At 73.7% G+C, this 22,310-nt stretch carries 21 protein-coding genes; 8 read left to right on the top strand and 13 right to left on the bottom strand.

From position 1 onward, the window contains the following. The first annotated feature begins 27 nt into the window (after positions 1 to 27). Together ACFC0G_RS28460 and idi are read left to right on the top strand one after the other, a co-directional pair. Positions 28 to 1,314, top strand: coding sequence for a GNAT family N-acetyltransferase (locus tag ACFC0G_RS28460; protein ID WP_376408221.1), 1,287 nt, complete (start codon positions 28 to 30; stop codon positions 1,312 to 1,314). A gap of 152 nt (positions 1,315 to 1,466) precedes the next feature. After that, on the top strand, positions 1,467 to 2,087 hold the full coding sequence (idi, locus tag ACFC0G_RS28455; protein ID WP_376408218.1) for an isopentenyl-diphosphate Delta-isomerase: 621 nt from the start codon (positions 1,467 to 1,469) through the stop codon (positions 2,085 to 2,087). Here the strand turns inward: idi and ACFC0G_RS28450 are convergent. Beyond that, on the bottom strand, positions 2,053 to 2,574 hold the full coding sequence (locus ACFC0G_RS28450) for an ATP-binding protein (protein WP_376408542.1): 522 nt from the start codon (positions 2,572 to 2,574) through the stop codon (positions 2,053 to 2,055). The genes idi and ACFC0G_RS28450 overlap by 35 nt on opposite strands. 225 nt (positions 2,575 to 2,799) lie before the next feature. Between ACFC0G_RS28450 and ACFC0G_RS28445 the strand changes: the two genes are divergently transcribed. After that, on the top strand, positions 2,800 to 3,543 hold the full coding sequence (locus tag ACFC0G_RS28445) for an enoyl-CoA hydratase/isomerase family protein (RefSeq protein WP_376408216.1): 744 nt from the start codon (positions 2,800 to 2,802) through the stop codon (positions 3,541 to 3,543). 3 nt (positions 3,544 to 3,546) lie between these two features. Here the strand turns inward: ACFC0G_RS28445 and ACFC0G_RS28440 are convergent, their stop codons facing one another. Together ACFC0G_RS28440 and ACFC0G_RS28435 are read right to left on the bottom strand one after the other, a co-directional pair. Then, positions 3,547 to 4,188, bottom strand: coding sequence for a DJ-1/PfpI family protein (locus ACFC0G_RS28440; RefSeq protein ID WP_376408213.1), 642 nt, complete (start codon positions 4,186 to 4,188; stop codon positions 3,547 to 3,549). Between the two features lie 30 nt (positions 4,189 to 4,218). After that, on the bottom strand, positions 4,219 to 5,190 hold the full coding sequence (locus ACFC0G_RS28435) for a GlxA family transcriptional regulator (protein WP_376408211.1): 972 nt from the start codon (positions 5,188 to 5,190) through the stop codon (positions 4,219 to 4,221). Positions 5,191 to 5,393: 203 nt separating this feature from the next. Here ACFC0G_RS28435 and ACFC0G_RS28430 point away from each other — a divergent pair, with 203 nt between their 5' ends. After that, positions 5,394 to 6,260, top strand: coding sequence for a hypothetical protein (locus tag ACFC0G_RS28430; RefSeq protein WP_376408209.1), 867 nt, complete (start codon positions 5,394 to 5,396; stop codon positions 6,258 to 6,260). Positions 6,261 to 6,378: 118 nt separating this feature from the next. Beyond that, a complete protein-coding gene (locus tag ACFC0G_RS28425) occupies positions 6,379 to 8,847 on the top strand; it encodes a Tex family protein (protein WP_376408207.1) in 2,469 nt (822 codons plus the stop codon). A gap of 87 nt (positions 8,848 to 8,934) precedes the next feature. On the opposite strand, the gene ACFC0G_RS28420 is transcribed toward ACFC0G_RS28425, so the two are convergent. From ACFC0G_RS28420 to ACFC0G_RS28405, 4 genes are all read right to left on the bottom strand, one after another. Then, on the bottom strand, positions 8,935 to 9,336 hold the full coding sequence (locus tag ACFC0G_RS28420) for a hypothetical protein (RefSeq protein WP_376408204.1): 402 nt from the start codon (positions 9,334 to 9,336) through the stop codon (positions 8,935 to 8,937). Next, on the bottom strand, positions 9,333 to 10,064 hold the full coding sequence (locus ACFC0G_RS28415) for a 2-phosphosulfolactate phosphatase (protein ID WP_376408201.1): 732 nt from the start codon (positions 10,062 to 10,064) through the stop codon (positions 9,333 to 9,335). Before ACFC0G_RS28415 ends, ACFC0G_RS28420 begins: the two co-directional genes overlap by 4 nt. A 10-nt stretch (positions 10,065 to 10,074) precedes the next feature. After that, on the bottom strand, positions 10,075 to 11,712 hold the full coding sequence (locus ACFC0G_RS28410; RefSeq protein ID WP_376408199.1) for an ABC-F family ATP-binding cassette domain-containing protein: 1,638 nt from the start codon (positions 11,710 to 11,712) through the stop codon (positions 10,075 to 10,077). 223 nt (positions 11,713 to 11,935) lie between these two features. Beyond that, positions 11,936 to 12,406, bottom strand: coding sequence for a hypothetical protein (locus ACFC0G_RS28405; RefSeq protein ID WP_376408196.1), 471 nt, complete (start codon positions 12,404 to 12,406; stop codon positions 11,936 to 11,938). A gap of 82 nt (positions 12,407 to 12,488) precedes the next feature. Between ACFC0G_RS28405 and ACFC0G_RS28400 the strand changes: the two genes are divergently transcribed. Beyond that, a complete protein-coding gene (locus tag ACFC0G_RS28400) occupies positions 12,489 to 13,445 on the top strand; it encodes an FAD-dependent oxidoreductase (protein ID WP_376408193.1) in 957 nt (318 codons plus the stop codon). Between the two features lie 135 nt (positions 13,446 to 13,580). On the opposite strand, the gene ACFC0G_RS28395 is transcribed toward ACFC0G_RS28400, so the two are convergent. The 3 genes from ACFC0G_RS28395 to ACFC0G_RS28385 all read right to left on the bottom strand — a co-directional run bounded on the left by ACFC0G_RS28395 (position 13,581) and on the right by ACFC0G_RS28385 (position 17,354). After that, on the bottom strand, positions 13,581 to 13,883 hold the full coding sequence (locus tag ACFC0G_RS28395) for a hypothetical protein (protein ID WP_376408191.1): 303 nt from the start codon (positions 13,881 to 13,883) through the stop codon (positions 13,581 to 13,583). A 118-nt stretch (positions 13,884 to 14,001) separates the two neighbouring features. After that, the gene (locus ACFC0G_RS28390; RefSeq protein ID WP_376408188.1) at positions 14,002 to 15,309 is read right to left on the bottom strand and encodes a M14 family metallocarboxypeptidase; all 1,308 of its coding nucleotides are present in this window, start codon (positions 15,307 to 15,309) and stop codon (positions 14,002 to 14,004) included. Beyond that, entirely contained in the window at positions 15,306 to 17,354 is a 2,049-nt protein-coding gene (locus ACFC0G_RS28385) for a Xaa-Pro dipeptidyl-peptidase (protein ID WP_376408185.1), read from the bottom strand. The genes ACFC0G_RS28390 and ACFC0G_RS28385 overlap by 4 nt, the downstream gene beginning before the upstream one ends. A 225-nt stretch (positions 17,355 to 17,579) precedes the next feature. Between ACFC0G_RS28385 and ACFC0G_RS28380 the strand changes: the two genes are divergently transcribed. Further along, positions 17,580 to 19,121, top strand: coding sequence for a M1 family metallopeptidase (locus ACFC0G_RS28380; protein WP_376408182.1), 1,542 nt, complete (start codon positions 17,580 to 17,582; stop codon positions 19,119 to 19,121). Positions 19,122 to 19,146: 25 nt separating this feature from the next. Here the strand turns inward: ACFC0G_RS28380 and ACFC0G_RS28375 are convergent, their stop codons facing one another. Both ACFC0G_RS28375 and ACFC0G_RS28370 read right to left on the bottom strand, forming a co-directional pair. Then, positions 19,147 to 20,016 (bottom strand): oxygenase MpaB family protein, encoded by an 870-nt coding sequence (locus ACFC0G_RS28375; protein ID WP_376408179.1) that lies wholly within the window; start codon positions 20,014 to 20,016, stop codon positions 19,147 to 19,149. Between the two features lie 116 nt (positions 20,017 to 20,132). Next, entirely contained in the window at positions 20,133 to 20,621 is a 489-nt protein-coding gene (locus ACFC0G_RS28370; RefSeq protein WP_376408177.1) for an ATP synthase F0 subunit B, read from the bottom strand. Positions 20,622 to 20,779: 158 nt separating this feature from the next. On the opposite strand from ACFC0G_RS28370, the gene sph reads away from it, so the two are divergent. Then, a complete protein-coding gene (gene sph / locus ACFC0G_RS28365) occupies positions 20,780 to 21,781 on the top strand; it encodes a sphingomyelin phosphodiesterase (protein WP_376408174.1) in 1,002 nt (333 codons plus the stop codon). 25 nt (positions 21,782 to 21,806) lie between these two features. Here the strand turns inward: sph and ACFC0G_RS28360 are convergent, their stop codons facing one another. Next, positions 21,807 to 22,310 carry a hypothetical protein gene (locus tag ACFC0G_RS28360; RefSeq protein ID WP_376408171.1) on the bottom strand — a complete coding sequence of 168 codons (504 nt, stop codon included), beginning with the start codon at positions 22,308 to 22,310 and terminating at the stop codon, positions 21,807 to 21,809.

Below are 22,310 nucleotides of genomic sequence, written 5' to 3'. Positions count from 1 at the left end.
GGCCCTCTCACACAAGGGTTTCCCACGTTGTCCGACAACGCTTTGCACGACTCCTTCTTCGCCCTGCACCACGGTCTTCCGCGGCAGGGCCCCGGCTCCGACACCACCACCCGTCGGCTCCTCGCGCTCGCGTGGGGGTCCCCCCAGGGGCGTGGGGGGCGGCTTCCGGAGCGCCCGCGCGTGCTCGACCTCGGCTGCGGCCCGGGCCGCTCCGCGCTGCTCCTGGCCGCCGAGGCGGGCGCCGAGGTGACCGCCGTCGACACCCACGAGCCGTTCCTGGCCGAGCTGCGGGAGTCCGCCGCCGCGCGCGGGCTCGACGGCTCGATCCGCACCCTCCGCGCCGACATGGGCGCACTGCCGTTCCCCGACGGCTCCTTCGACCTGGTCTGGGCCGAGAGCTCGGTCTTCGTCCTCGGCTTCGACCGGGCGCTGGCCGAGTGGCGCAGGCTGCTCGCGCCGGGCGGCACCCTCGTGCTCACCGAGTGCGTGTGGACCGCCGAGGAGCCGGGCCCCGAGGCCCGCGCCTTCTGGGAGGAGCACTACGCCCTCCGTACCGTCGCCGGGAACGCGGCGGCGGCGGTCGGGGCCGGCTACCACGTCCTCGGAACCGTCCCGCAGCCGGAGAGCGACTGGGACGAGTACTACGTCCCGCTCGCCGCGCACGCCGAGGCGGCGGACACCACCGTGCCGGGCATGGCCGAGGCCGTGGCCGGGGCGCGCGCCGAGATCGCGCTGCGGCGCGAGCACGGCACCGACTACGGCTACGCCGGCTTCGTCCTGCGGCCGGCCGATCCGCGCTGGCGCGTCCGCGAGGAGACCGCCGAGGACGCCCCGGCGATCCGGCGGGTCGTGTCGACGGCCTTCGGGTCGGTGGACACCCCGTCGGAGACGGAGGCCGATCTGGTCGACGCCCTCCGGCGGGACGCCGACGCGTGGCTGCCGGGCCTGTCGTACGTGGCGGAGGCCCCGGACGGCACGGTCGCGGCGCACGCCCTGATCACCCGCTGCCGGGTGGACGGCGCCCCCGCGGCCGCGCTCGCGCCGGTCTCGGTGGCTCCGGAGCACCAGCGGACGGGGGCCGGGCAGGCCGTCGTCCGGGCGGTGCTGGACGCGGCCCGGCTCCGGGGCGAGCCGCTCGTCCTCGTCCTGGGGCATGCGGAGTACTACCCGCGGTTCGGGTTCGTACGGGCGTCCGCATATGGAATCAAGCCAGGTTTCGAGGTTCCGGACGAGGTCATGATGGCGCTCGTCCTGGACGGTTCCGCGTCCGTCCCGTCGGGCACGCTCGTCTATCCGGCGGCTTTCGGGGTCTGACGGCCGCCTGAGCCCCTTCCGCTCCCGCCGCGCCGGGTGTACTCCGGTGCGGTGGGAGCGGCGACGTCCGGCCGACGAAGTGGGGACAAGCCTCTTTTGTACGGCAGACTGGGGTGGCCCCACCGGGCCGAGGACCGAAGCGAAGGACGGGTATGCCGACCACACCAGCCACAGTGGCTCAGATCTCGCCGGAGATCACGTCGAACGGCGTCCAGCCGTCCGGAGCCCCGGCGCCGATCATGCTCGAACTGGTCGACGAGGACGGGACGACCATCGGCACGGCGGAGAAGCTCGCCGCGCACCAGGCGCCGGGCCAGCTGCACCGCGCCTTCTCCGTCTTCCTCTTCGACGAGTCCGGTCGGCTGCTGCTCCAGCGCCGGGCGCTGGGCAAGTACCACTCCCCCGGTGTCTGGTCCAACACCTGCTGCGGCCACCCCTACCCGGGCGAGGCGCCGTTCGCCGCGGCCGCCCGGCGGACCTTCGAGGAGCTCGGTGTCTCGCCGACGCTGCTCGCCGAGGCGGGCACCGTCCGCTACAACCACCCGGACCCGGCCTCGGGCCTGGTGGAGCAGGAGTTCAACCACCTCTTCGTCGGCCTGGTGCAGGCCGAACCGCGGCCCGACCCGGAGGAGATCGAGGACACCGTCTTCGTGACCGCCGCCGAACTGGCCGAGCGGCACGCCGCCGCGCCGTTCTCCGCCTGGTTCATGACGGTGCTCGACGCGGCGCGTCCGGCCGTCAGGGAACTGACGGGTCCGTCCGGGGGCTGGTGACCGCCGCCTCCTGAGGTGCGCCCCCCGGCCCCGGTGCCATCGGGGCCAGGGGCAGCGCCGCCCAGATGATCTTGCCGCCGCTCGCCGTGTGCTCGACGTCGCAGGCGCCGCCGGCCTCCTGGGCGATCTCCCGGACCAGGAGCAGTCCGCGCCCCCCGGTCTGTCCGTAGTCCGCCTCCAGTGCCTTGGGGCGGTACGGATGGTTGTCCTCGACGGAGACCCGGATCCACTCGGGGCCGATCGCGACCTCCACCGCTATCTCCGGCGACAGCAGCGCCGCGTGCCGCACGGCGTTGGTGACCAGCTCGGAGACGATCAGCAGCAGGCCGTCCATGATCTCGTCATGGACGGGGACTCCCTGGCGGACCAACAGGTCGCGTACGGCGTGCCGGGCCTGCGGGACGGAGACGTCGACCGCGGGTGCGGTGAAGCGCCAGACTCCTTCGTAGGACGGTGACCGGGCGGGTACACCTCCGTGGGTGTCCACGGTCCGGTTCCCACCCTCGTGCTCGATTCTCGCCACGGATCGAGTCTTGGCAATCCGCGCGGGCGGACCGGCCTACTGACCAGAAGTCGACACTTATCGGCCACCTTCTGATCGGGTGGGTATGCCAACGTCAGTTGTTCGACTGCTCCTGCGCGCTTTCTGAAGGCCCCGGATCCGGCGGCCCTTCCTGATCGTACGTTCGGTACGGCGGATAGCATCCGGCCCATGGAGCCGCAGCTGAAGGACAGCGTCACCGACGGGGTCGCCACCGTCGTCATCGCCAACCCCGCCAAGCGCAACGCGATGAGCGCCGCCATGTGGCGCGCGCTGCCCGGCGTGCTCGACCGGCTCGCCGCCGACCGCACCGTGCGGGCCCTCGTTCTGACCGGCGAGGGCGACACCTTCTGCGCCGGGGCGGACATCTCGGCGCTGCGGGAGCCGGGCGACGAGCAGCAGAGCCTCGCGGTACGGGCCGAGGAGGCGCTCGCGGCCTTCCCGAAACCGACGCTCGCGGCGGTCCGGGGCTTCTGCGTCGGGGGCGGCAGTCAGCTCGCCGCCGCCTGCGACCTGCGCTTCGCCGAGGAGGGCGCCCGCTTCGGGATCACCCCCTCCAAGCTCGGCATCGTCTACGCGTCCTCGTCGACCCGAAGGCTGACCGCCCTCGTGGGGCCTTCGACCGCCAAGTACCTGCTGTTCTCGGGCGAGTTGATGGACACGGAGCGGGCGCTGCGGACGGGGTTCGTGGACGAGGTGCACCCGGCGGGCGAACTGGACAAGCGGGTGGCCGAGTTCGGGCAGGTGCTCGTCTCGCGCTCGCTGCTGACCCAGGCCGCGGCCAAGGAGTTCGCCGACGGACGGACGGACCGGGACGCCCACTGGGCGGAGCAGGCACGCGGCAGCGGCGACATCGCAGAGGGGGTCGCCGCCTTCCTGGAGCGCCGCGCGCCCCGCTTCACGTACTGGCTCTGAGCTTCAGTCCCGCGCGAGCGACTCGACGGGCGTTCCGCGCCAGTGCGCGACGATCGAGGCCGGGGCCTTCTCCGGGGAGCCCGCGTCGTACGGCGGCTGCGGGTCGTACTCCGTGAGGAGCTGGATCGTCTGGGCGGTCTCGTCGCCGGCGATCCGGCCCAGCAGGTGCAGCGCCATGTCGATGCCGGAGGAGACCCCGGCGGCGGTGACGTACTTGCCGTCGAAGACGACCCGCTCGCCGGTGGGCTCGACGCCGAGGGCCCGCAGCTCGTCGAAGGCCAGCCAGTGGGTCGTCGCCCGGCGGTCCTTGAGCAGGCCCGCCGAGGCGAGGATCAGCGAGCCGGTGCAGACGGAGGTGGTCCAGGTGCTGGTGGCGTCGGCGGCGCGGAGCCAGTCGAGGATCTCCGGGTCGTCCATGGCCACCCGCGCGTCGGGGCCGCCGGGGACGAGGACGATGTCCGGGTGCGGGACCTCGGCGAGGGTCCGGTCGGCGACGAGGGCGAGGCTGCCCTGGTCGTTGCGGACGGGGCCGGCCTCCTTTGCCACGAAGACGGTCTCGGCGCCGGGGAGGCGGGCCAGGAGCTCGTACGGTCCGACGGCGTCGAGGGTGGTGAAGCGGTCGTAGAGCAGGACGGCGATCTGCATGGTGAACCCTTTCGATGGCAGTGGGCGTGGTCAGCCGGCAGGTACGTGGAAGCGGCGGCGGTACTCCGCCGGGGCGGTGCCGAGCGCCTTGACGAAGGCGCGGCGCATCGCCTCGGGGGTGCCGTAGCCGGTGGTGCGGGAGACCTCCTCGACGCCGCGCGAGGTCTCCTCCAGGAGGCGGCGGGCGTGTTCGAGCCGGACCCGGTCGACGTAGCGGCCGGGGGTCGTGCCGGTCTCGGCGTGGAAGGCGCGGGCGAAGTGCCGGGGCGAGAGCCGGGCGCGGGCGGCGAGAGCCTCGACGGAGAGGTCCGCGCCGGGGTGCTCGGTGATCCACTGCTGGAGGTCGCGCAGCGGCTCCCGGTGGGCGGTCTGGGCGGCGAGCTGGGCGCTGAACTGGGCCTGGTTGCCGGGGCGGCGCAGGAAGACGACCAGGTGGCGGGCGACGGTGAGGGCGACGTCCCGGCCGAGGTCCTCCTCGACGAGGGCGAGCGCCAGGTCGATGCCCGCGGTGACGCCGGCGGAGGTGGAGAGGCGGCCGTCCCGGACGAAGATGGGGTCCGGCTCGACGTCGACCTCGGGGTAGCGGCGGGCGAGGTGGTCGCAGGCCATCCAGTGGGTCGTCGCCCGGTGTCCGTCGAGGAGCCCGGCCTCGGCGAGGAGCAGCGCCCCCGTGCAGACGGAGACCAGGCGCCCGGCGTCCGGGGCGTGCGTGCGCAGCCAGTCGACGAGGGCGGGGTCGGGGTCCCGCGTGCCCTCGCCGCCGGGGACGACGAGGGTGTGCGGGGCGCCGTCGGCGACCGCCTCGGCGAGGGTGGTGTCGGGGAGGATCCGCAGCCCGCTGTGCGTACGGACCGGTCCGCCGTCCAGGGAGGCGGTGCGGATCGCGTACGCGGCGGGGTCGCCTGCGGCGCGGCCCGCACCGGCGAACACCTCGAAGGGGCCGGTGACATCGAGGCTCTGCACGCCGTCGAAGAGGACGACGAGTACGGGTCGCTGCGTCATGCCCCCATCCTTGGCGGCGCCGGGGGCGTCCGCAACGACGCACATCCCACTTTTTCTGCCATCGGCCGCCGCGGTCCCGTCGGTCCACCTGTTCCCGTCGGTCGCCACCTGTTCCCGTCGGTCGGCCTGTTCCCGTCGGTCACCACCTGTTCCCGTCCGTCGGCCTGTTCCCGTCGTACCGACCAGTCGGTAACCTTCGGGTCATGACGACTGCCCTGCCGCCGCGCGCCGGACGCCGCTGCCACAACGCCCTCAACCCGCTGCACTCCACGCTCTACTTCTCGCCGGACCTGGACCGCGAGTTCGGCGCCCTCGGCTTCACCGACCGGAGTGCGATGCGGCTCGCCGCGCGGAGCGCCGCCCTCGGCGCGGTGGGTGCGGGCACGGTCGCCGCGACCTTCTACAACTACAGCCACGAGTTGCTCGCCCGGCACCTCCCCGCCGTCTGGGAGACCGCCTCCCCCGCCGACGTCCTGGACGCGCGGCTGCGCACCGTCGACGCGACCCTGCGCCGTCTCCTGGGCGACGACACCGTCTCCTCCCCGGAGATGGCCGAGGCCGCGATGCTCGCCCTGCGCGCCACGGAGGCCTGCACCCGGCACGCCCGGCCGCTCTACTCGGCCCACGCGGACCTGCCGGTGCCGGAGGCCCCGCACCTCGCCTACTGGTACGCCGCCACCCTGCTGCGCGAGCACCGCGGCGACGGCCACCTCGCGGCCCTGCTGACCGCCGGGCTCGACCCCGTCGAGGCCCTCGTCTCCCACACCGCCACCGGCAAGGGCATGTCCCCGCGCTGGGTCCTCGGCTCGCGCGGCTGGCAGCGCGCCGACTGGGAGGCGGCCGCGGAGCGGCTGCGCGAGCGCGGGCTCCTCGCCGCCGACGGCGAGCTCACCGAGGCCGGTACGGCCCTCCGCGACGAGCTGGAGGAGCGGACCGACCGGCTGGACTCCGCCCCGTACGAGCACCTCGGCGCGGCCGGGGTCGAGCGGCTCACCGAGCTCGGGCGCGGCTTCCTGATGACGGCGGCGGTCGCGGGCGCCTTCCCCGCGGACCTCGTCGGCAAGGGCTGAGCGGGGGCCGGCGCGGGCGCGGGGACGCGCGCGGGACGGGTCGGTTGCCGCATCCGGGTGACCGACCCGGCACAATGCACTCGCAAGCTTGAGGCACGAGAAGGCGAGTCGGGACACCGTGACGACGTCCATCGAAGCAAGGATCGCCGAGGAACTCGGCGTACGCGAGCGACAGGTGAAGGCGGCCGTCGAGCTGCTCGACGGCGGTTCGACCGTGCCGTTCATCGCGCGCTACCGCAAGGAAGCGACCGAGATGCTCGACGACGCGCAGCTCCGCACCCTGGAGGAGCGGCTGCGCTATCTGCGCGAGCTGGAGGACCGCCGGTCGGCGATCCTCGACTCGGTACGCGAGCAGGGCAAGCTGACGGAGGAGCTTGAGGCCCGGATCCGGGCCGCCGACACCAAGGCACGGCTTGAGGACATCTACCTGCCCTTCAAGCCGAAGCGCAGGACGAAGGCCCAGATCGCCCGCGAGGCCGGTCTGACGCCGCTCGCGGAGGGCCTGCTGAGCGACCCCTCGGTGGAGCCGACGTCCGCCGCGGCCGCCTTCGTGGACGCGGACAAGGGCGTCGCGGACGCCGCCGCGGCCCTGGAGGGCGCGCGGGCGATCCTCACCGAGAAGTTCTCCGAGGACGCCGACCTGATCGGCGAGCTGCGCGAGCGCATGTGGGGCCGGGGCCGGCTGGTCGCGAAGGTTCGGGACGGGCAGGGCGACGGCAAGGAGGGGCCCGGGGCGAAGTTCGCCGACTACTTCGACTTCGCCGAGCCGTTCACGGCGCTGCCCTCGCACCGCGTGCTCGCCATGCTGCGCGGCGAGAAGGAGGACGTCCTCAGCCTGGACCTGGAGCCGGAGGAGCCGTCCGAGACGCCGGGACCGTCCTCGTACGAGGGGATCGTCGCGCACCGCTTCGGCGTGGCCGACCGGGGGCGCCCCGGCGACAAGTGGCTCCAGGACACGGTCCGCTGGGCCTGGCGGACCCGCATCCTGGTGCACCTCGGGATCGACCTGCGGCTGCGGCTGCGGACGGCCGCCGAGGACGAGGCCGTCCGGGTCTTCGCCGCGAACCTGCGGGACCTGCTGCTCGCCGCACCCGCCGGCACCCGGGCGACGCTGGGCCTCGACCCCGGTTTCCGCACCGGCGTGAAGGTCGCGGTCGTCGACGCGACCGGCAAGGTCGTGGCCACCGACACGATCTACCCGCACGTCCCCGCCAACAAGTGGGACCAGGCGCTCGACCGGCTGGCGCGTCTCGCGAAGCAGCACGCGGTCGAGCTGATCGCGATCGGCAACGGCACGGCCTCCCGCGAGACCGACAAGCTGGCGACCGAACTCCTCGCCAAGCACCCCGAGTTGAACCTGACCAAGGTGATGGTCTCGGAGGCCGGCGCCTCGGTCTACTCGGCCTCCGCCTTCGGCTCGCAGGAACTCCCCGACCTCGACGTGTCGTTGCGCGGCGCCGTCTCGATCGCGCGGCGCCTCCAGGATCCCCTGGCGGAGCTCGTGAAGATCGACCCGAAGTCGATCGGCGTCGGCCAGTACCAGCACGACCTGGCCGAGGTGAAGCTCTCGCGCTCGCTCGACGCCGTGGTCGAGGACTGTGTGAACGGCGTCGGCGTCGACGTCAACACCGCCTCCACGCCGCTGCTTTCGCGGGTCTCCGGCATCAGCACCGGTCTCGCCGAGAACATCGTCGCGCACCGCGACGCCAACGGCCCGTTCCGCTCCCGCAAGGCGCTGAAGGACGTGGCCAGGCTCGGCCCGAAGGCGTACGAGCAGTGCGCGGGCTTCCTGCGCATCCGGGGCGGCGACGACCCGCTCGACTCCTCGTCGGTGCACCCGGAGGCGTACCCGGTGGTGCGCCGGATGGCGAAGACGACGGGCGGCCAGGTCGCCGCGCTGATCGGCGACACGGGCACGCTGCGGTCGCTGCGCGCCGACGACTTCGTCGACGAGAGCTTCGGTCTGCCGACGGTGACGGACATCCTGCGCGAGCTGGAGAAGCCCGGCCGCGACCCGCGGCCGGCGTTCAAGACGGCCACCTTCAAGGAGGGCGTCGAGAAGATCGGCGACCTGGCGTCGGGGATGGTCCTGGAGGGGGTCGTCACGAACGTGGCCGCCTTCGGGGCGTTCGTCGACATCGGTGTGCACCAGGACGGCCTGGTGCACGTGTCGGCGATGTCGAAGACCTTCGTCAAGGACCCGCGCGACGTCGTGAAGCCCGGTGACGTGGTCAAGGTCAAGGTCATGGACGTGGACATCCCGCGCAAGCGGATCTCCCTGACCCTGCGCCTCGACGACGAGGCGGGCGCGGACGCGTCGGGCGGCGCGCCCAAGCGGGGCGAGCGGGGCGAGCGCGGCGACGGAAGCGCCCGCGGCGACCGGGGTGGCCGTCCGCCGCAGCAGCGGCAGGGCGGTGGATCCGGCGGATCCGGCGGTGGCGGTGGTGGCCGTCGGACCGAGCGCGGCGGCCGGGACGAGAGGGGCGGACGGGACCGCTCGTCGGCCCCGGCGCCGGGCAACAGCGCGATGGCGGACGCCCTGCGCAAGGCCGGTCTCCTGGGTGAGGGCGGCGGCAAGCGCAAGTAGGGCGCGCTCCGGGCCCACCCCGCCCACCGCGTGAACGACCGAGGCCGCGACCCCACCGGGGTCGCGGCCTCGTCGCACGTCACAGCCCTACGGCACGAAGCGCAGGGCCCACTCGGCGCGGTTGGCGACGTCGAGGTCGTCGTCCTCCGTCAGCGGCCGGAGCACCCGCGTGGCCGTCTTCGGGTCCGCCTGGACCAGGTCGACGATCTCGGCGGCCAGGCCGTCCTGGTCGTCGCCGAGGTCGACGGCCGAGGCGCGGATCAGGGTCGGGAGGGCGTCAGGGCCGCCGATGGCGGCGAGGACGCCGCCGAGGAGTTCACGGGCGTAGGCGTTCCGCTCGGTGAGGGCGCGGTCCAGCTCCGCCTGGAGGCGGGGAAGGAGACCGGCGTCGCCCGAGGCGGCGACCTCGTCGGCGAGGTCGATCGTCTCGTCGACGTCCGCGTCGAGATCGTCCAGCATCGCGGTCAGCCGGGTCAGTAGGTCGGTCATGGTGCTGCCTCCTGGAATGCACCGTCCACGAGGACGGGGACGGTCGTCGAGCTGTCGATCTCGGCGGCCACGGCCACGTCCTGCGGATAGCCGTACTCGTACAGTTCACGGCCCGAGTCGCAGCCGTGCAAGGCGGCGACCGGGTCCTCCGTCGCCGCCCAGAGCGTGGCCGCCGCGCTCGCCTCGGGGGTCGGGACGCCCGTACGCGCGAGGGCGGAGAGCACCGCTCCCGCGCCGAGCAGGTCCTCCAGGGCGGGGCGCAGCGAGCCGTCGGGCCACCGCTCGCCGGAGGCGATCACGGCGAGCGGGCGGTCCGCGGAGCCGTATCCCCGGTCCGCGAGCCAGCGGGCGACGGCCGTGGGGTTGCGCAGGGAGGCGGCGACCACGGTCGCCCCGCCCGAGGCGGCCTCCGCCGCGATCGTGGAGCCGTTCGGGGACGGCAGGACCAGGCGCGGCGGCGTCGGGGCGGCGCGCAGAGCGGCCGGGGAGAGCGTCCACGGGTGCGCCTCGGTGGCCTCGCGCCGGCCGACGGCGAGCACCGCGTCCTGCTCCCGCGCGAACGCCGCCGCGGTGGCGTCCCGCCAGCGGTACGGGAGGACGGCGGTGCCGCCCTCCACGGCGACGCCGACGGACGTGGTGAAGGAGAGCACGTCGACCACGACGACACAGGCCGCCGCCGGCGCGAGGGCCCGTGCCTCGACGGGCCCCCAGCCGAAGGAGATCGTCATGAGGTCGCCATCAGAGCTCGGTCACCTTGCCGTCGGCGACCTCGATGCGGCGGGTCGTGCGGACGGCGTCGAGCATGCGCCGGTCGTGGGTGACCAGGAGCAGGGTGCCGGTGTACGAGTCGAGGGCGGACTCCAGCTGCTCGATGGCCGGCAGGTCCAGGTGGTTGGTCGGCTCGTCGAGCACGAGCAGGTTCACGCCCCGGCCCTGGAGCAGTGCGAGCGCGGCGCGCGTCCGCTCGCCCGGGGAGAGCGTGGTGGCGGGCCGCATGACGTGCTCCGCCTTCAGCCCGAACTTGGCCAGCAGGGTGCGGACCTCGGCGGGCTCGGTGTCGGGCACGGCCGCGCAGAACGCCTCCAGGAGCGTCTCGGTGCCGTGGAAGAGCTTGCGGGCCTGGTCGACCTCGCCGACGACGACACCCGAGCCGACGACCGTGTCGCCGGAGTCCAGCGGGAGACGGCCGAGGAGGGCGGCGAGCAGCGTCGACTTCCCGGCGCCGTTGGCGCCGGTGACGGCGACCCGGTCGGCCCAGTCGATCTGGAGCGTGACGGGGCCGAAGGCGAAGTCGCCGCGGCGCACCTCGGCCTCGCGGAGCGTCGCCACGACCGAGCCGGAGCGCGGGGCGGAGGCGATCTCCATGCGCAGCTCCCACTCCTTGCGGGGCTCGTCGACGACGTCGAGGCGCTCGATCATGCGCTGGGTCTGCCGGGCCTTCGCGGCCTGCTTCTCGCTGGCCTCGCTGCGTGCGTTGCGGCCGAGCTTGTCGCTGTCGGTGGCCTTGCGGCGGGCGTTCTTGACGCCCTTGTCCATCCAGGACCGCTGCATGTGGCCGCGCGCTTCGAGGGCGGCCTTCTTGCCCGCGTACTCCTCGAAGTCCTCGCGGGCGTGCCGCCGGGCGGTGTCGCGCTCGTCGAGGTACGCGTCGTAACCGCCGCCGTACAGGGTGATCTGCTGCTGGGCGAGGTCGAGTTCGAGGACCTTGGTGACCGTGCGCGTGAGGAACTCGCGGTCGTGGCTGATGACGACCGTCCCGGCGCGCAGCCCCTTCACGAAGCCCTCCAGGCGCTCCAGACCGTCGAGGTCCAGGTCGTTGGTGGGCTCGTCGAGGAGGAAGACGTCGTAGCGGGAGAGGAGCAGCGAGGCGAGACCGGCGCGGGCGGCCTGGCCGCCGGAGAGCGAGGTCATCGGCTGGTCGAGGCCGACGGTGAGGCCGAGGGAGTCGGAGACCTCCTCGGCGCGCTCGTCGAGGTCGGCGCCGCCGAGGTTCAGCCAGCGGTCCAGCGTCTCGGCGTACGCGTCGTCGGCACCCGGTGTGCCGTCGACGAGGCCCTGGGTGGCCTCGTCCATGGCGGTCTGGGCGGCGGTGACGCCGGTGCGGCGGGCGAGGAACTCGCGCACGGTCTCGCCGGCGCGCCGCTCGGGCTCCTGCGGGAGGTGGCCGACGCTCGCCGTGGGCGGGGAGAGCCGCAGCTCGCCCTCCTCCGGGGTGTCGAGCCCGGCGAGCAGCCGGAGCAGCGTGGACTTCCCGGCGCCGTTGACGCCGACGAGGCCGATGACGTCACCGGGGGCGACGACGAGGTCGAGCCCGGCGAAGAGGGTGCGTTCGCCGTGGCCGGCGGCGAGGTCCTTGGCGACGAGGGTTGCAGTCATGAGGGTACGAATCCTAGGCGACGGCGGGAGCACTGCTCCGCCCGGCCGGACCTGCCCCGATCGACCCGGCTTCCGTGGCCTGCCGCGATCGGCGCGCTTCGGCCGGGCCTGCTCCCGTCGGGCCTCGCTCGGAGCGGGCCTGCTTCGGCCAGGCCGCGCTCGGGGCGGGCCTGCTCCGGTCGACCCGGCTTCCCTCGGCCGGCTCCCGTCGGGCCCGCTCCGGTCAGGCGGCGGCGAGCCGGGCGCCGTGGGGCTCGGCGGTCGCGTCGCCGAGGAGGCGGAGCAGGACCGCGCGGTAGGTGTCGCCGCGGAAGCGGTACGGGCCGACGCCCGGGTAGCCGTCGCGGTCGAGGTCGACGGGGTCGTCCTGGCCGCCGGTCCGCCAGGCGAAGTCGCGCCAGACGACGTCCTCGCCGTCGCGCTCGACGACCGCGGTGACGGCGCCGCAGCCCGGGTCCTCGCACCCGGGGCAGGAGTAGACGGTCCGGCGGCCGGCGGAGGACGCGGAGTCGAAGAGCAGCCCGCGGACGGACTCGGCGCGGACGGCGGGCGGGAGGTCCGAGGCCAGGGGCGAGACGGCGTCGATGCCCTCGACCTCGTCGAGCCGGTGGAGCAGGGGCCTGCCGTCGACCACGAGATCGGGGGTGTCGCGGTGAGGGCCGGTGAGGTCGAAGGTCGTGTACGCGGACGGCATGCAGGAAGTATTTCCCCGGATACGGCCCCGTTCCATGGCTGGGGAGTCCCGGAAATGTCCCGGTCCCGGTACGGTCCGCGCCATGGACAGCGACGTGATCGTGGTGGGTGGCGGGGTCGTCGGGCTGACGACGGCGGTGACGCTGGCGGAGCGCGGACTGCGGGTACGGATCTGGTCACGGGACGACGTGACGGCGACGACGTCGGCCGTGGCGGGTGCCCTGTGGTGGCCGTACCGGATCGAGCCGGCGGCGGAGGTCGGCGCCTGGGCGCTGGCCTCGCTCCGCGTGTACGGGGAGCTGGCCGGCGATCCGGAGCGGACGGGGGTGCGCTGGGTGGCCGGGGTCCACGCGGACGTCGTCCTGGACACGCTGGGCCCGTGGGCGAAGGAGGTGGCGGGGCTGCGGCAGCTGGCTCCGGAGGAGGTGCCGGGGCCGTACGACGTGGGCCTGGCGGCCCGGATCCCGCTCATCGACATGCCGGTCCATCTGACGTGGCTGCGGGGCCGGTTCGAGGCCGCGGGCGGGGTCTTCGAGCGGCGTGCGGTCACCGGGTTCGAGGAGGCCGCGGCGCGGGCGCGGGTGGTCGTCGACTGCGCGGGGCTCGGCGCGCGGGAGCTCGTACCGGATGCCGGACTGCGGCCGGTGCGGGGGCAGTTGGTGCTCGTGGAGAACCCGGGCGTCGAGGAGTGGTTCACGGCGGCGGACGACGGGGCGGGCGAGACGACGTACTTCTTCCCGCAGCCGGGCCGGCTGATCCTGGGCGGGACGGCCGAGGAGGGGGCGGAGGGGCTCGACGCCGATCCGGCGACGGCGGCGGCGATCGTCGCGCGGTGCGCGCGGGTGCGGCCGGAGATCGCGGGGGCGCGGATCCTCGGACACCGGGTGGGGCTCCGGCCCGCGCGGGCGGGCGGCGTGCGGATCGAGGCGGTGCCGCTGCCGGGCGGCGGCCGGCTGGTGCACCACTACGGGCACGGGGGCGCGGGGGTGACGGTGGCCTGGGGCTGCGCGGAGCGGGCGGCGGAGCTGGTGGGCGGATGACGCACGGCTGACGCGCGACGGACGTACGACTGCTCTGCGGCTGCCCTGCGGCTGCCCGTGCGACTGCCGTGCGACAGAGAACGGCCGCGGGGCGGGTACGGCCCTTTTCGGACCGCACCCGCCCCGCGCGAGCCGCTACTTCCAGAGCGGCGGGCGGTTGTTGTTCTCCGCGTCGTGGCACTGCTGGGCGCGGCGCTCCAGGGCGTCGGCGCGGGCGGCGGCCTTGCGGGCCTCCGTCGTGGCACCGAGGCGGCGGAGCTGGGCGGCCCGGTCGCGCTCCTTGCGGGCGTCCGCCCGCAGCTTGTCGATGTTGCAGGTGATCTTGGCGGCGGCCGCGGGCTCGGCGGTGACTGTCTGGCCGAGCAGCACGCCTCCGGCGAGCAGCGTCGTGGTGAGCACGGCCGTCAGGGTGCGGCGCAGGGTCATGGTGTGGCGCATGGTGGTTCTCCAACTTCCCGGCGCGGAACGCCGGTTTGAGGCATGGTCAGTACCGGTCGGTAACTTTACCTCTGCCACCGTCGGTTTCCCGCCATCGCGCGCCCCTGCCGCCCGACCGTCAACATTCCTTCACAGGACTCCCACTGACGAGGTGATAGGTCGCGCGCTCGTCGAGGAGGAGCGGGACGAGCGCGCGCTGCGACTGGCGCAGCGGCACGAACACCCCGGCGCCGTCCCGCCGGACGGTGACCCCGTGCAGGGCGAGTTCGTCGCCCGCCTCGGCGTACTGGGCGGCGTCGAGGCGGTAGCCGCAGGGCGGGTCAGCGAGGATCTCCCCGGGCTCCGGCGGGTCGTTGTCGGCGCCGCCGAGGAAGACGGGCCCCCGGTCGGCGAACCCGGCGTGCCGGGCGACGGCGGTGGCCGCCAGGAGCGGCCCGCGCCGCTCGTCGAGATAGGCGAACGCTCCGTCCAGCGCGGCCCGTTGGGTGGCGACGCGGCGCCGGTGGTTGCGTGCCGGGTCGTCCTTCTCGGCCTCGTCGAGCGCGTCCACGCGGGTCTCGACGAGCAGGCCGGCCGCGTGCTTGATGCCCGCGGTGTTGCGCAGGATCCGCTCCTGGCCGTCGCCCGCGACCTGCTTGACCGGCTTGCCGGTGAGGGGGTCGGTCCAGATGCCGTAGATGCCGGTGCTGTAGCCGGCGAGCCCGGCGGCGGGCCGGACGTAGGACTCCGAGAGCGTCCGGGACTCGTCGTGGACGTGCGGGTCGGCGTCGAGGCTGCGGGGCCAGAGGGCGAGCAGGTCCTTGTCGTAGTAGCGAGGAGTGGCCCCGTACTCGTGGAGGTCGTAGACGAGTTCGGGGCGCCGGTCGCGGATGACGGCGGCCACGGCCCGGGCCTCGGCGGTGCGCAGGGCGATGTGGTCGCGGTTGACGTCGATGCCGTCGCCGTTGCCCCGGGTGTCGGCCTCCCTGCCGTCGGGGTTGGCGGTGGGGACGACGAGGATCGTGGTCCGGGCGAGGAGGCGCCGGGTCTCCGTGTCCTCGGCGGTGGAGAGGTCGCGCAGCGTGCTCAGGCAGGCCTCGCGGCCCGCGGGCTCGTCGCCGTGCTGGGTGCAGACGAGGAGCACGGTGGTGCCGCCCGTGCCGAGGGTGGCGAGCCGCAGCGGTCTGCCCTGCGAGGTGGTGCCGATCGTGCGCAGCGACACCCGGTCGCTGCGCCGGTCGACGGCCGCGAGGAACTCCCGCTCCTCGTCCTCCGTGGTCCACCGGGCACCGTGGCTCGTCTCGAAGCCGGTGCGCGGGAGGGGGCTCGGGGGCGCGCTGTCCGCCGCCTTGGCGGGGACGGTGACGAGCGGCAGGGCGAGGGCGGCGGTGCCCGCCGCGAGGGCGAGCACGCGGCGGGACCTCCTCTGCGCGGTGCGGAGTCTCATCGGGCGGCTCCCGCCGCGGGGAGGCGCGGACCGGTGACGGCGGCCGGCGGTACGGGGCCGCTGTCGCTCAGCGACGGCCGGGCGGCGGGCGAGGGCAGGGCCGGGGACGGTCCCGTGGTGGCCCGGGTGAACGCGTCCGGGCCACCGACCAGGGGCACCTTCGCCCACGTGCGGGTGAGGTCGAGGGTCAGGGTGGGGGTGGTCGACGGAGGGTCGATCAGGTCCTTGTCGGTGCCGCCGACGATCAGGGCGAGGCGGTGGCCCGCCGGGACGACGTGGTCGGTGGCGGCGAGGTCCAGGGTCAGGGTGTACGCCCTGCCGGGGGTCAGCGGCCGCTCCTCGCGCGGGTTCGCCCAGGTGCCGAGGTCGGCCCAGCCACGGCTGACGACCGTGTACCCGACGTCCGCCGTGCGGGCCCGGGTCTCCTTGAAGCAGGCGCTGTCGCCGGGGGTGCTCGCACCCCAGCAGGTGCGGTCGGTCAGCGTGCTGATGCCCTCCCCCGCCGCGCCGTAGTCGCGGATCGTGTCGGGGCCGAGGTCGACGAGGACGGCGGAGAGGTGCGCGGTGGCGGTGGTCGGGGTGGCGGTGACCGTCACCTTCGAGGAGCCGGAGATCCGCAGGTCGCGGGAGAGCGGCCGGGTGACGAACCCGGCCTTCTCGGGGGTCGCGGAGTCGACGCGGGCGGCCCAGTCCAGTTCGCCGAGGCCCGGGTCGTCGGTGAAGGTCGCGGTGGACCCGGAGGCGGCGGGCGTCCGGCCGAGGGTGCCGGCGCCGGGCGCGGCGCCCGGGGCGGGGCGCAGGGTGGTGGCCGAGGTGCCGCGCGGCGGCCACTGCCGGTCGGTGGTCCAGCGGTCCGGGGCGCGCTCGATGTCGGCGACCGGTTCGCGGTCGATGCCGTTGTCGTAGCCGAGCAGGTAGTGGTCGAACCAGCGGTGCAGGGTGCGGACCCAGTCGGCGCGCCGGAAGTCGAAGGGGTCGACGTGGCCGGTCTGGGAGAGCCAGATCTTCCGCTCGACGCCGTGGGCGGCGAGCGCGTCCCACCACTTCCCGAACTGGTTGGCGCGCACGTTCAGGTCCTGCTGTCCGTGGACGACGAAGACGCTGGCCTTCACCTTCGAGGCGTCCCGCACGTGGTCCCGCTCGGTCCAGGCGGGCGTCCAGTCGCCGCTGTACGGGGTGGCCTCGGTGATCCGGTCCTGGACGGCCCCGCAGCGGGCCTGCGCTTCGGGGCTGTTCACGTACTCGGAGAGCCAGCTCGGGTTGGCGTTGTAGAGCGGGGCGCCCTGGGAGTGGAAGTAGTCGTACCAGGAGGAGATGGCCCCGATCGGAACGATCGTTTTCAGCCCTTCCACCCCGGTGGCGGCCACGCCGTTGGCGATGGTGCCGTCCCAGCTCTTGCCGATCATGCCGACGTTGCCGGTGCTCCAGCCGGTGGCCCCGGCCCGCGCCGTACCGGTGCGGGTGGTGTAGCCGCGGGCGCGGCCGTTCAGCCAGTCGACGACGGCCTTGGCGGAGCGGACGTCGGAGCGTCCGCCGACGTCGTCGCAGCCGTCGGAGCGGTTGGTGCCGGCGAGGTCGACGGCGACGAAGGCGTAGCCGCGCGGGACGAAGAAGTTGTCGTAGAAGAGCGGGAACTGGACGGGGTTCCCGTCGGCGTCGTACGTCTTCTTCTGGCTCTCGTTGCCGCGTCCGCAGCAGGCGTAGTACGGGCTCGCGTCCATGATGACCGGGATCTTCCGGCCCGCCGCCGCGGGCTCCCGGGGCCGGACGATGTCGACGGCGACCCGGTCGCCGCGCCCGTCCCCGTCGCCGTCGAGGCCGGTGTCGACCCAGACGGACTCGCGGATGGCGTCGGCGTAGGAGTGGACGGGCCGTGACTCGCGTGGGGAGCCCAGGGAGCCTTGGACGGACGCGGCGGGCGCCGCGGGCTCCGGCTGCGCGCCGGCCGGGCCGACCAGGGTCGCGAGCAGGGCGGCCGTGGCCGCGGCCACGAGCGTTCCGTACGGCAGTCGGGCTCCGCGGGTTCTCCGCTTTCGCATCGGCATGGGCGGGAACGTACCCCGGTCAACTCCCGCGCAAAAGAGTGCCGGAGGCAATCAGGGGTGATTCAGGGTCATTCCGGGGACGGACGGGTTCATGTCGGCCGAATGGCGATCGTGTGACAGGGGGTCCTCTGGACGTGACGGTGCGTCGGAGGGCTGAATAGGGTCCGAGCTAAGGACCGACGACCACCCGCGCGTCTTACGTTTCTTATGACTTGGGGAGCACCTGTGCACCGCAGAATCATCGTTCCGAGCGCCCTCGCGGCCTCCCTGCTGCTGGCGATCCCGGCATCGGCGGCCGACTTCACCCCCGGGGCCCCGGGCATCGGCGACTCCTATTACCCCGCCAGCGGCAACGGCGGCTACGACGTCTCCCACTACGACCTGCGGCTGAAGTACCAGCCGGCGACCGATCTGCTCGAAGGTACGGCGACGATCCTCGCCACGACGAAGCAGAACCTGTCCCGGTTCAATCTGGACCTCGGTCTGAAGGTCAGCGAGGTCCGGGTGAACGGGCGCCTCGCGAAGTTCACCACCTCGGGCGATCACGAGCTGGAGGTGACCCCGGCCGCCCCGCTGGAGAAGAACAAGGCGATCTCGGTCGTCGTCCGTTACGCGGGCAAGCCCTCGGAGTTCAAGGTCGACGGCTGGTCGGCCTGGGCCCGCACCCCGGACGGCGGTGTCGCCGCGCAGGAGCCGGACTCGGCCGTCTGGTGGTTCCCGTCCAACGACCACCCGCTGGACAAGGCCACCTTCGACGTCTCCGTCTCCGTGCCGGACGGCACGCAGGCCATCAGCAACGGCGTGCTCCAGTCGCAGTCCTCGAAGCTCGGCTGGACCCGTTTCAACTGGCGCTCCAACAAGCCGCAGGCGACCTATCTGGCCACGCTCGCCGTCGGCAAGTTCGACATCACGACGGACAGGACGGCCAACGGGCTGCCGGTCCTCAACGCGTACAGCAAGGACCTCGGCGACAACGACGGGGCCGCGCGCGCCTCGATCGAGCGCACGACCGAGGTCGCGGAGTGGCTGGAGGGGGTCTTCGGGCCGTACCCCTTCAACTCCCTCGGCGGGTACGTGCCGAACGTGACCAGCGGCTTCGCCCTGGAGACGCAGACCCGCCCGTTCTACAGCCCGCGGCAGTTCGCCAACGGCGCGAACGTGTCGGTCGTCGTGCACGAGCTGGCGCACCAGTGGTACGGCGACAGCGTGTCCGTCCGCGACTGGAAGGACATCTGGGTCAACGAGGGCTTCGCCCGCTACAGCCAGTGGCTGTGGTCGGAGAAGGAGGGCGAGGGCACGGCGCAGGAGCTGGCGGACTACGTGTACGCCACGCGGACGGCCGAGGACCCGTTCTGGACGGTCAAGCCGGGTGACCCGGGCGCGGAGAACCAGTTCCACATCGCCGTGTACGACCGGGGCGCGCTGGCGCTCCAGGCCCTGCGCAACGAGATCGGCGACGAGGACTTCTTCGCGATCCTGAAGGGCTGGCCGCAGGAGTTCGCCTACGGCAACGCGCGCGTCGGCGACTTCGTGCGGTACGCGGAGCGGGTCTCCGGCAAGCCGCTGGCCGGGCTCTTCGACACCTGGCTGTACCAGCCGTCGAAGCCGGCCGCGTCGACGGCGGCCGCGGCGGGCCTGTCCGCGCCCGCGGCGGCGCCGGCGACCGGTCCGGCCGCCCGGTCGGCCGCGCGGTCCGCGGCTCCCCGGCCCGCGCAGCCGAAGTCGTGGAAGAAGATCGCGGCGACGAACACGGTCCACGACCACTGACCGTCGCCCGACGAGGGGCCGTCCGTCAGCGCTTCGCGCGGCGGGCGGCCTCGCGCGCCTTCCGGGCCAGGGGCAGGTAGCGCAGCCGCTCGGGCAGGACGGGGACCAGGACGCGGACGACCCCGGCGAACCGGCGCAGCGCGCGCTCCTGCGCGTCCGTCCACTCCAGGCCGATGGCCTCGCGGGCGTCCGGGGGCATGAGGCCCATGGTGAGGAAGGCCCGCAGCCGCAGGAACGGGCGGCGGAGGACCGGCCAGAGCAGCCGGAGCGCGAACCGGAGGGGCCTCGGGCCCCGGTCCGGGGCCGGTACCGGCAGGTCGGGGTCGAGCAGCTCCCGGACGACGGTGGTGGCCTCCAGCTCCTCGGCGAGCACCTTCCGGTAGTGCGGCCAGAACTCCTCGACCGTCTGCGGCATGTCCCGGTCGTGGATGCCGAGGACGCGGCCGACCATGAGCCACTCGGCGTACAGCTGCCGTTCCTGGGCGTCGGTGAGGGGGCGGGCGAGAAGGCCGAGACCGTACCGGTAGACGGGGAAGCCGGTCGCGTGCACCCACGAGTAGTAGGCCGGGGTGAGGGCGTGGTACGTGCGGCCGTGGGCGTCGGTGCCCTGGATGTCGCGGTGCAGCCGTCGGAGGCGGCGGCCCTCCTCGGCGGCCTCCTCGCCCCCGTACACCCAGAGCTGGACCGAGCGCAGGGAGCGCTCGCCGCGGCCCCAGGGGTCGGTGCGGAAGACGGAGTGCTCGTCGACGCCGGCGCCGATCGCGGGGTGGGCGACCTGCATGGCGAGGGCGGCGGGCAGCATCAGGAGCGCCCGGACGTCACCGGCGACGCTCCACAGCACCCCGCCGACGGGCGGGGGTGCGGGGGCGGTGGACTCCTCCTGCGGGCGGCTCATGCGGTGGCTCTCCTCACGTACACATCCAGTAGACGTCCGATGCCGCGCTCATGGCGAAGGGGCCGTCCTCGGGCTTACTGCAGCCCGGGGACGGCCCCTTCGTCGAAAGCGTGGGTTCAGGAGCGGTCGGCGCCGACCGGCTCGCCGACGATGCGGGCGGCGAGGGCGTGGGCCCAGGCGTCGACGTCCGCGGTGAGCTCGCGCTCGGCGGCGGCGCGCTCGGCGGCGATCTTCGCGGCACCGGCGGCGATGATGGCCTCGCGCTCGGCGTTGCCCTCGGCGCGGGCGGCGGCGATGGCGGCCGAGCCCTCCTCGGTGGCCTGGGAGCGGATGCGCGCGGCCTCGTGGCGGGCCTCGGCGAGCTCCGCCTCGTACTGCTCGCGGATCTGCGTGGCCTCGGAGCGCAGGTCGTCGGCGCGCTCGGTGCCGCCGTCGATGGCGTCCTCACGCTCGTCGAGGGTGCGGCGGATCTTCGGGAGGATCCCCTTCGCCAGGATGAGGAAGGTGAGCGCAAACAACACCACGCCGAGGATGAGCTCCACCCAGACGGGGTTGAGGGGACCGAGGTCCATCTTGAAGACTGTGGGGTTACTCGCGAGGGTCATGCGCGCATTCTACCTGGTCCAAATAAGGACAATTCAGACACTGGGAGGAGAGTTGGCGCGGTTGTGCGAGTTCGGCAAGATTCCCGGCATCCAAAGGCTACCGGAAGGTAACCACGGCTGATTGTATGTGCGGCGCCAGGCCAACCCCCCACGTCACCATGGGAGTTCCCGTGTCCTTCGCCGCGCTCCGCCGCGCCCCCGGCGCCGCTCTGTCGCTCGCGCTCGCCGCCGCCACCCTGGCGGCCACCGCCCCGGCCGCCGGCGCCGCCTCCGCCGCGACCGCCGAGGCCCCGCGCCTGAAGGTGCTCACGTACAACACCTTCCTCTTCTCCAAGACGCTCTACCCGAACTGGGGCCAGGACCACCGGGCCGGCGCGATCCCCGCCGCCTCCTTCTTCCAGGGGCAGGACGTCGTCGTGCTCCAGGAGGCCTTCGACAACTCCTCCTCCGACGCGCTCAAGGCGAACGCCGCCGCGCAGTACCCGCACCAGACCCCGGTCATGGGGCGCGGCAAGAGCGGCTGGGACGCCACCGGCGGGGCCTACTCCGCGACCACGCCCGAGGACGGCGGGGTGACGATCCTCAGCAAGTGGCCGATCGTCCGCAAGGAGCAGTACGTCTACAAGGACGCCTGCGGGGCCGACTGGTTCTCGAACAAGGGCTTCGTCTACACCGTCCTGGACGTGAACGGGAGCCGGGTCCACGTCGTCGGCACCCACGCCCAGTCCACCGACCCGGGCTGCTCGGCGGGCGAGGCGGCGCAGATGCGCAGCCGCCAGTTCAAGGCGATGGACGCCTTCCTCGACGCCAAGAACATCCCGGCGAACGAGCAGGTGATCGTCGCCGGCGACATGAACGTCGACTCGCGCACGTCCGAGTACGGCACGATGCTCGCCGACGCGGGCCTGGTGGGGGCCGACGCCCGCACCGGCCACCCGTACTCCTTCGACACCGAGCTGAACTCGATCGCCTCCGAGCGCTACCCGGACGACCCGCGCGAGGACCTCGACTACGTCCTCTACCGGGCCGGGAACGCCCGCCCCGCCGGCTGGACCAACCACGTGGTCCCGGAGAAGAGCGCTCCGTGGTCGGTCTCCAGCTGGGGCACGACGTACACCTACAGCAACCTTTCCGACCACTACCCGGTCACCGGCTTCTGACCGGACCCGGCTGCGAGTACGGGGCTCAGTACCCGTACCCGCCGAAGAGGCTGTAGAGCCAGGCACCGAGCACGCCGGCGACACACAGCAGCACGAACCACGAGCCCGCGCTCGTATGCCGCTCCTTGCGGGGGCGGCGGCCGGGGCCGGCGGCACGAGCCGCCCGCCCCGGCTTCTCGCGCTTCCCCGCCTTCTCCTTCGGCCGTCCCGCGCGGGACGGCCCCTCGGCCGTGTCCGCACCGGCCGCGACATCGGCGAGCAGACGCCGGCAGACCGCCGCCAGCTCCGCCGTCCCGACCGTCAGGTCGACCACCACCTCGCTCCGGGCCGGCGCCGTGGTCCCCCCGTCGAGAAGCCGCCCGGCGCGCAGCAGCGCCCGGTCCTTGCCCCCGGTCGGCGCGAGGCTGATCCACCGGCGCACGTGCTCGCCCCGGATGACCACCCCGCCGCCCCGCTCCCTGTAAACGGTGTGCTCCCGCCACAGGATTCCGGCCAACTCGTCGGCCGTCTCCCTGAGTTGCACGTACAT

It is taken from the genome of Streptomyces sp. NPDC056169 (genome assembly GCF_042268445.1).
Taxonomy (GTDB): Bacteria; Actinomycetota; Actinomycetes; order Streptomycetales; family Streptomycetaceae; genus Streptomyces.
The sequence above is the reverse complement of the archived record's forward strand: the minus strand, read 5'-3'. Positions and strand labels throughout refer to the sequence as shown.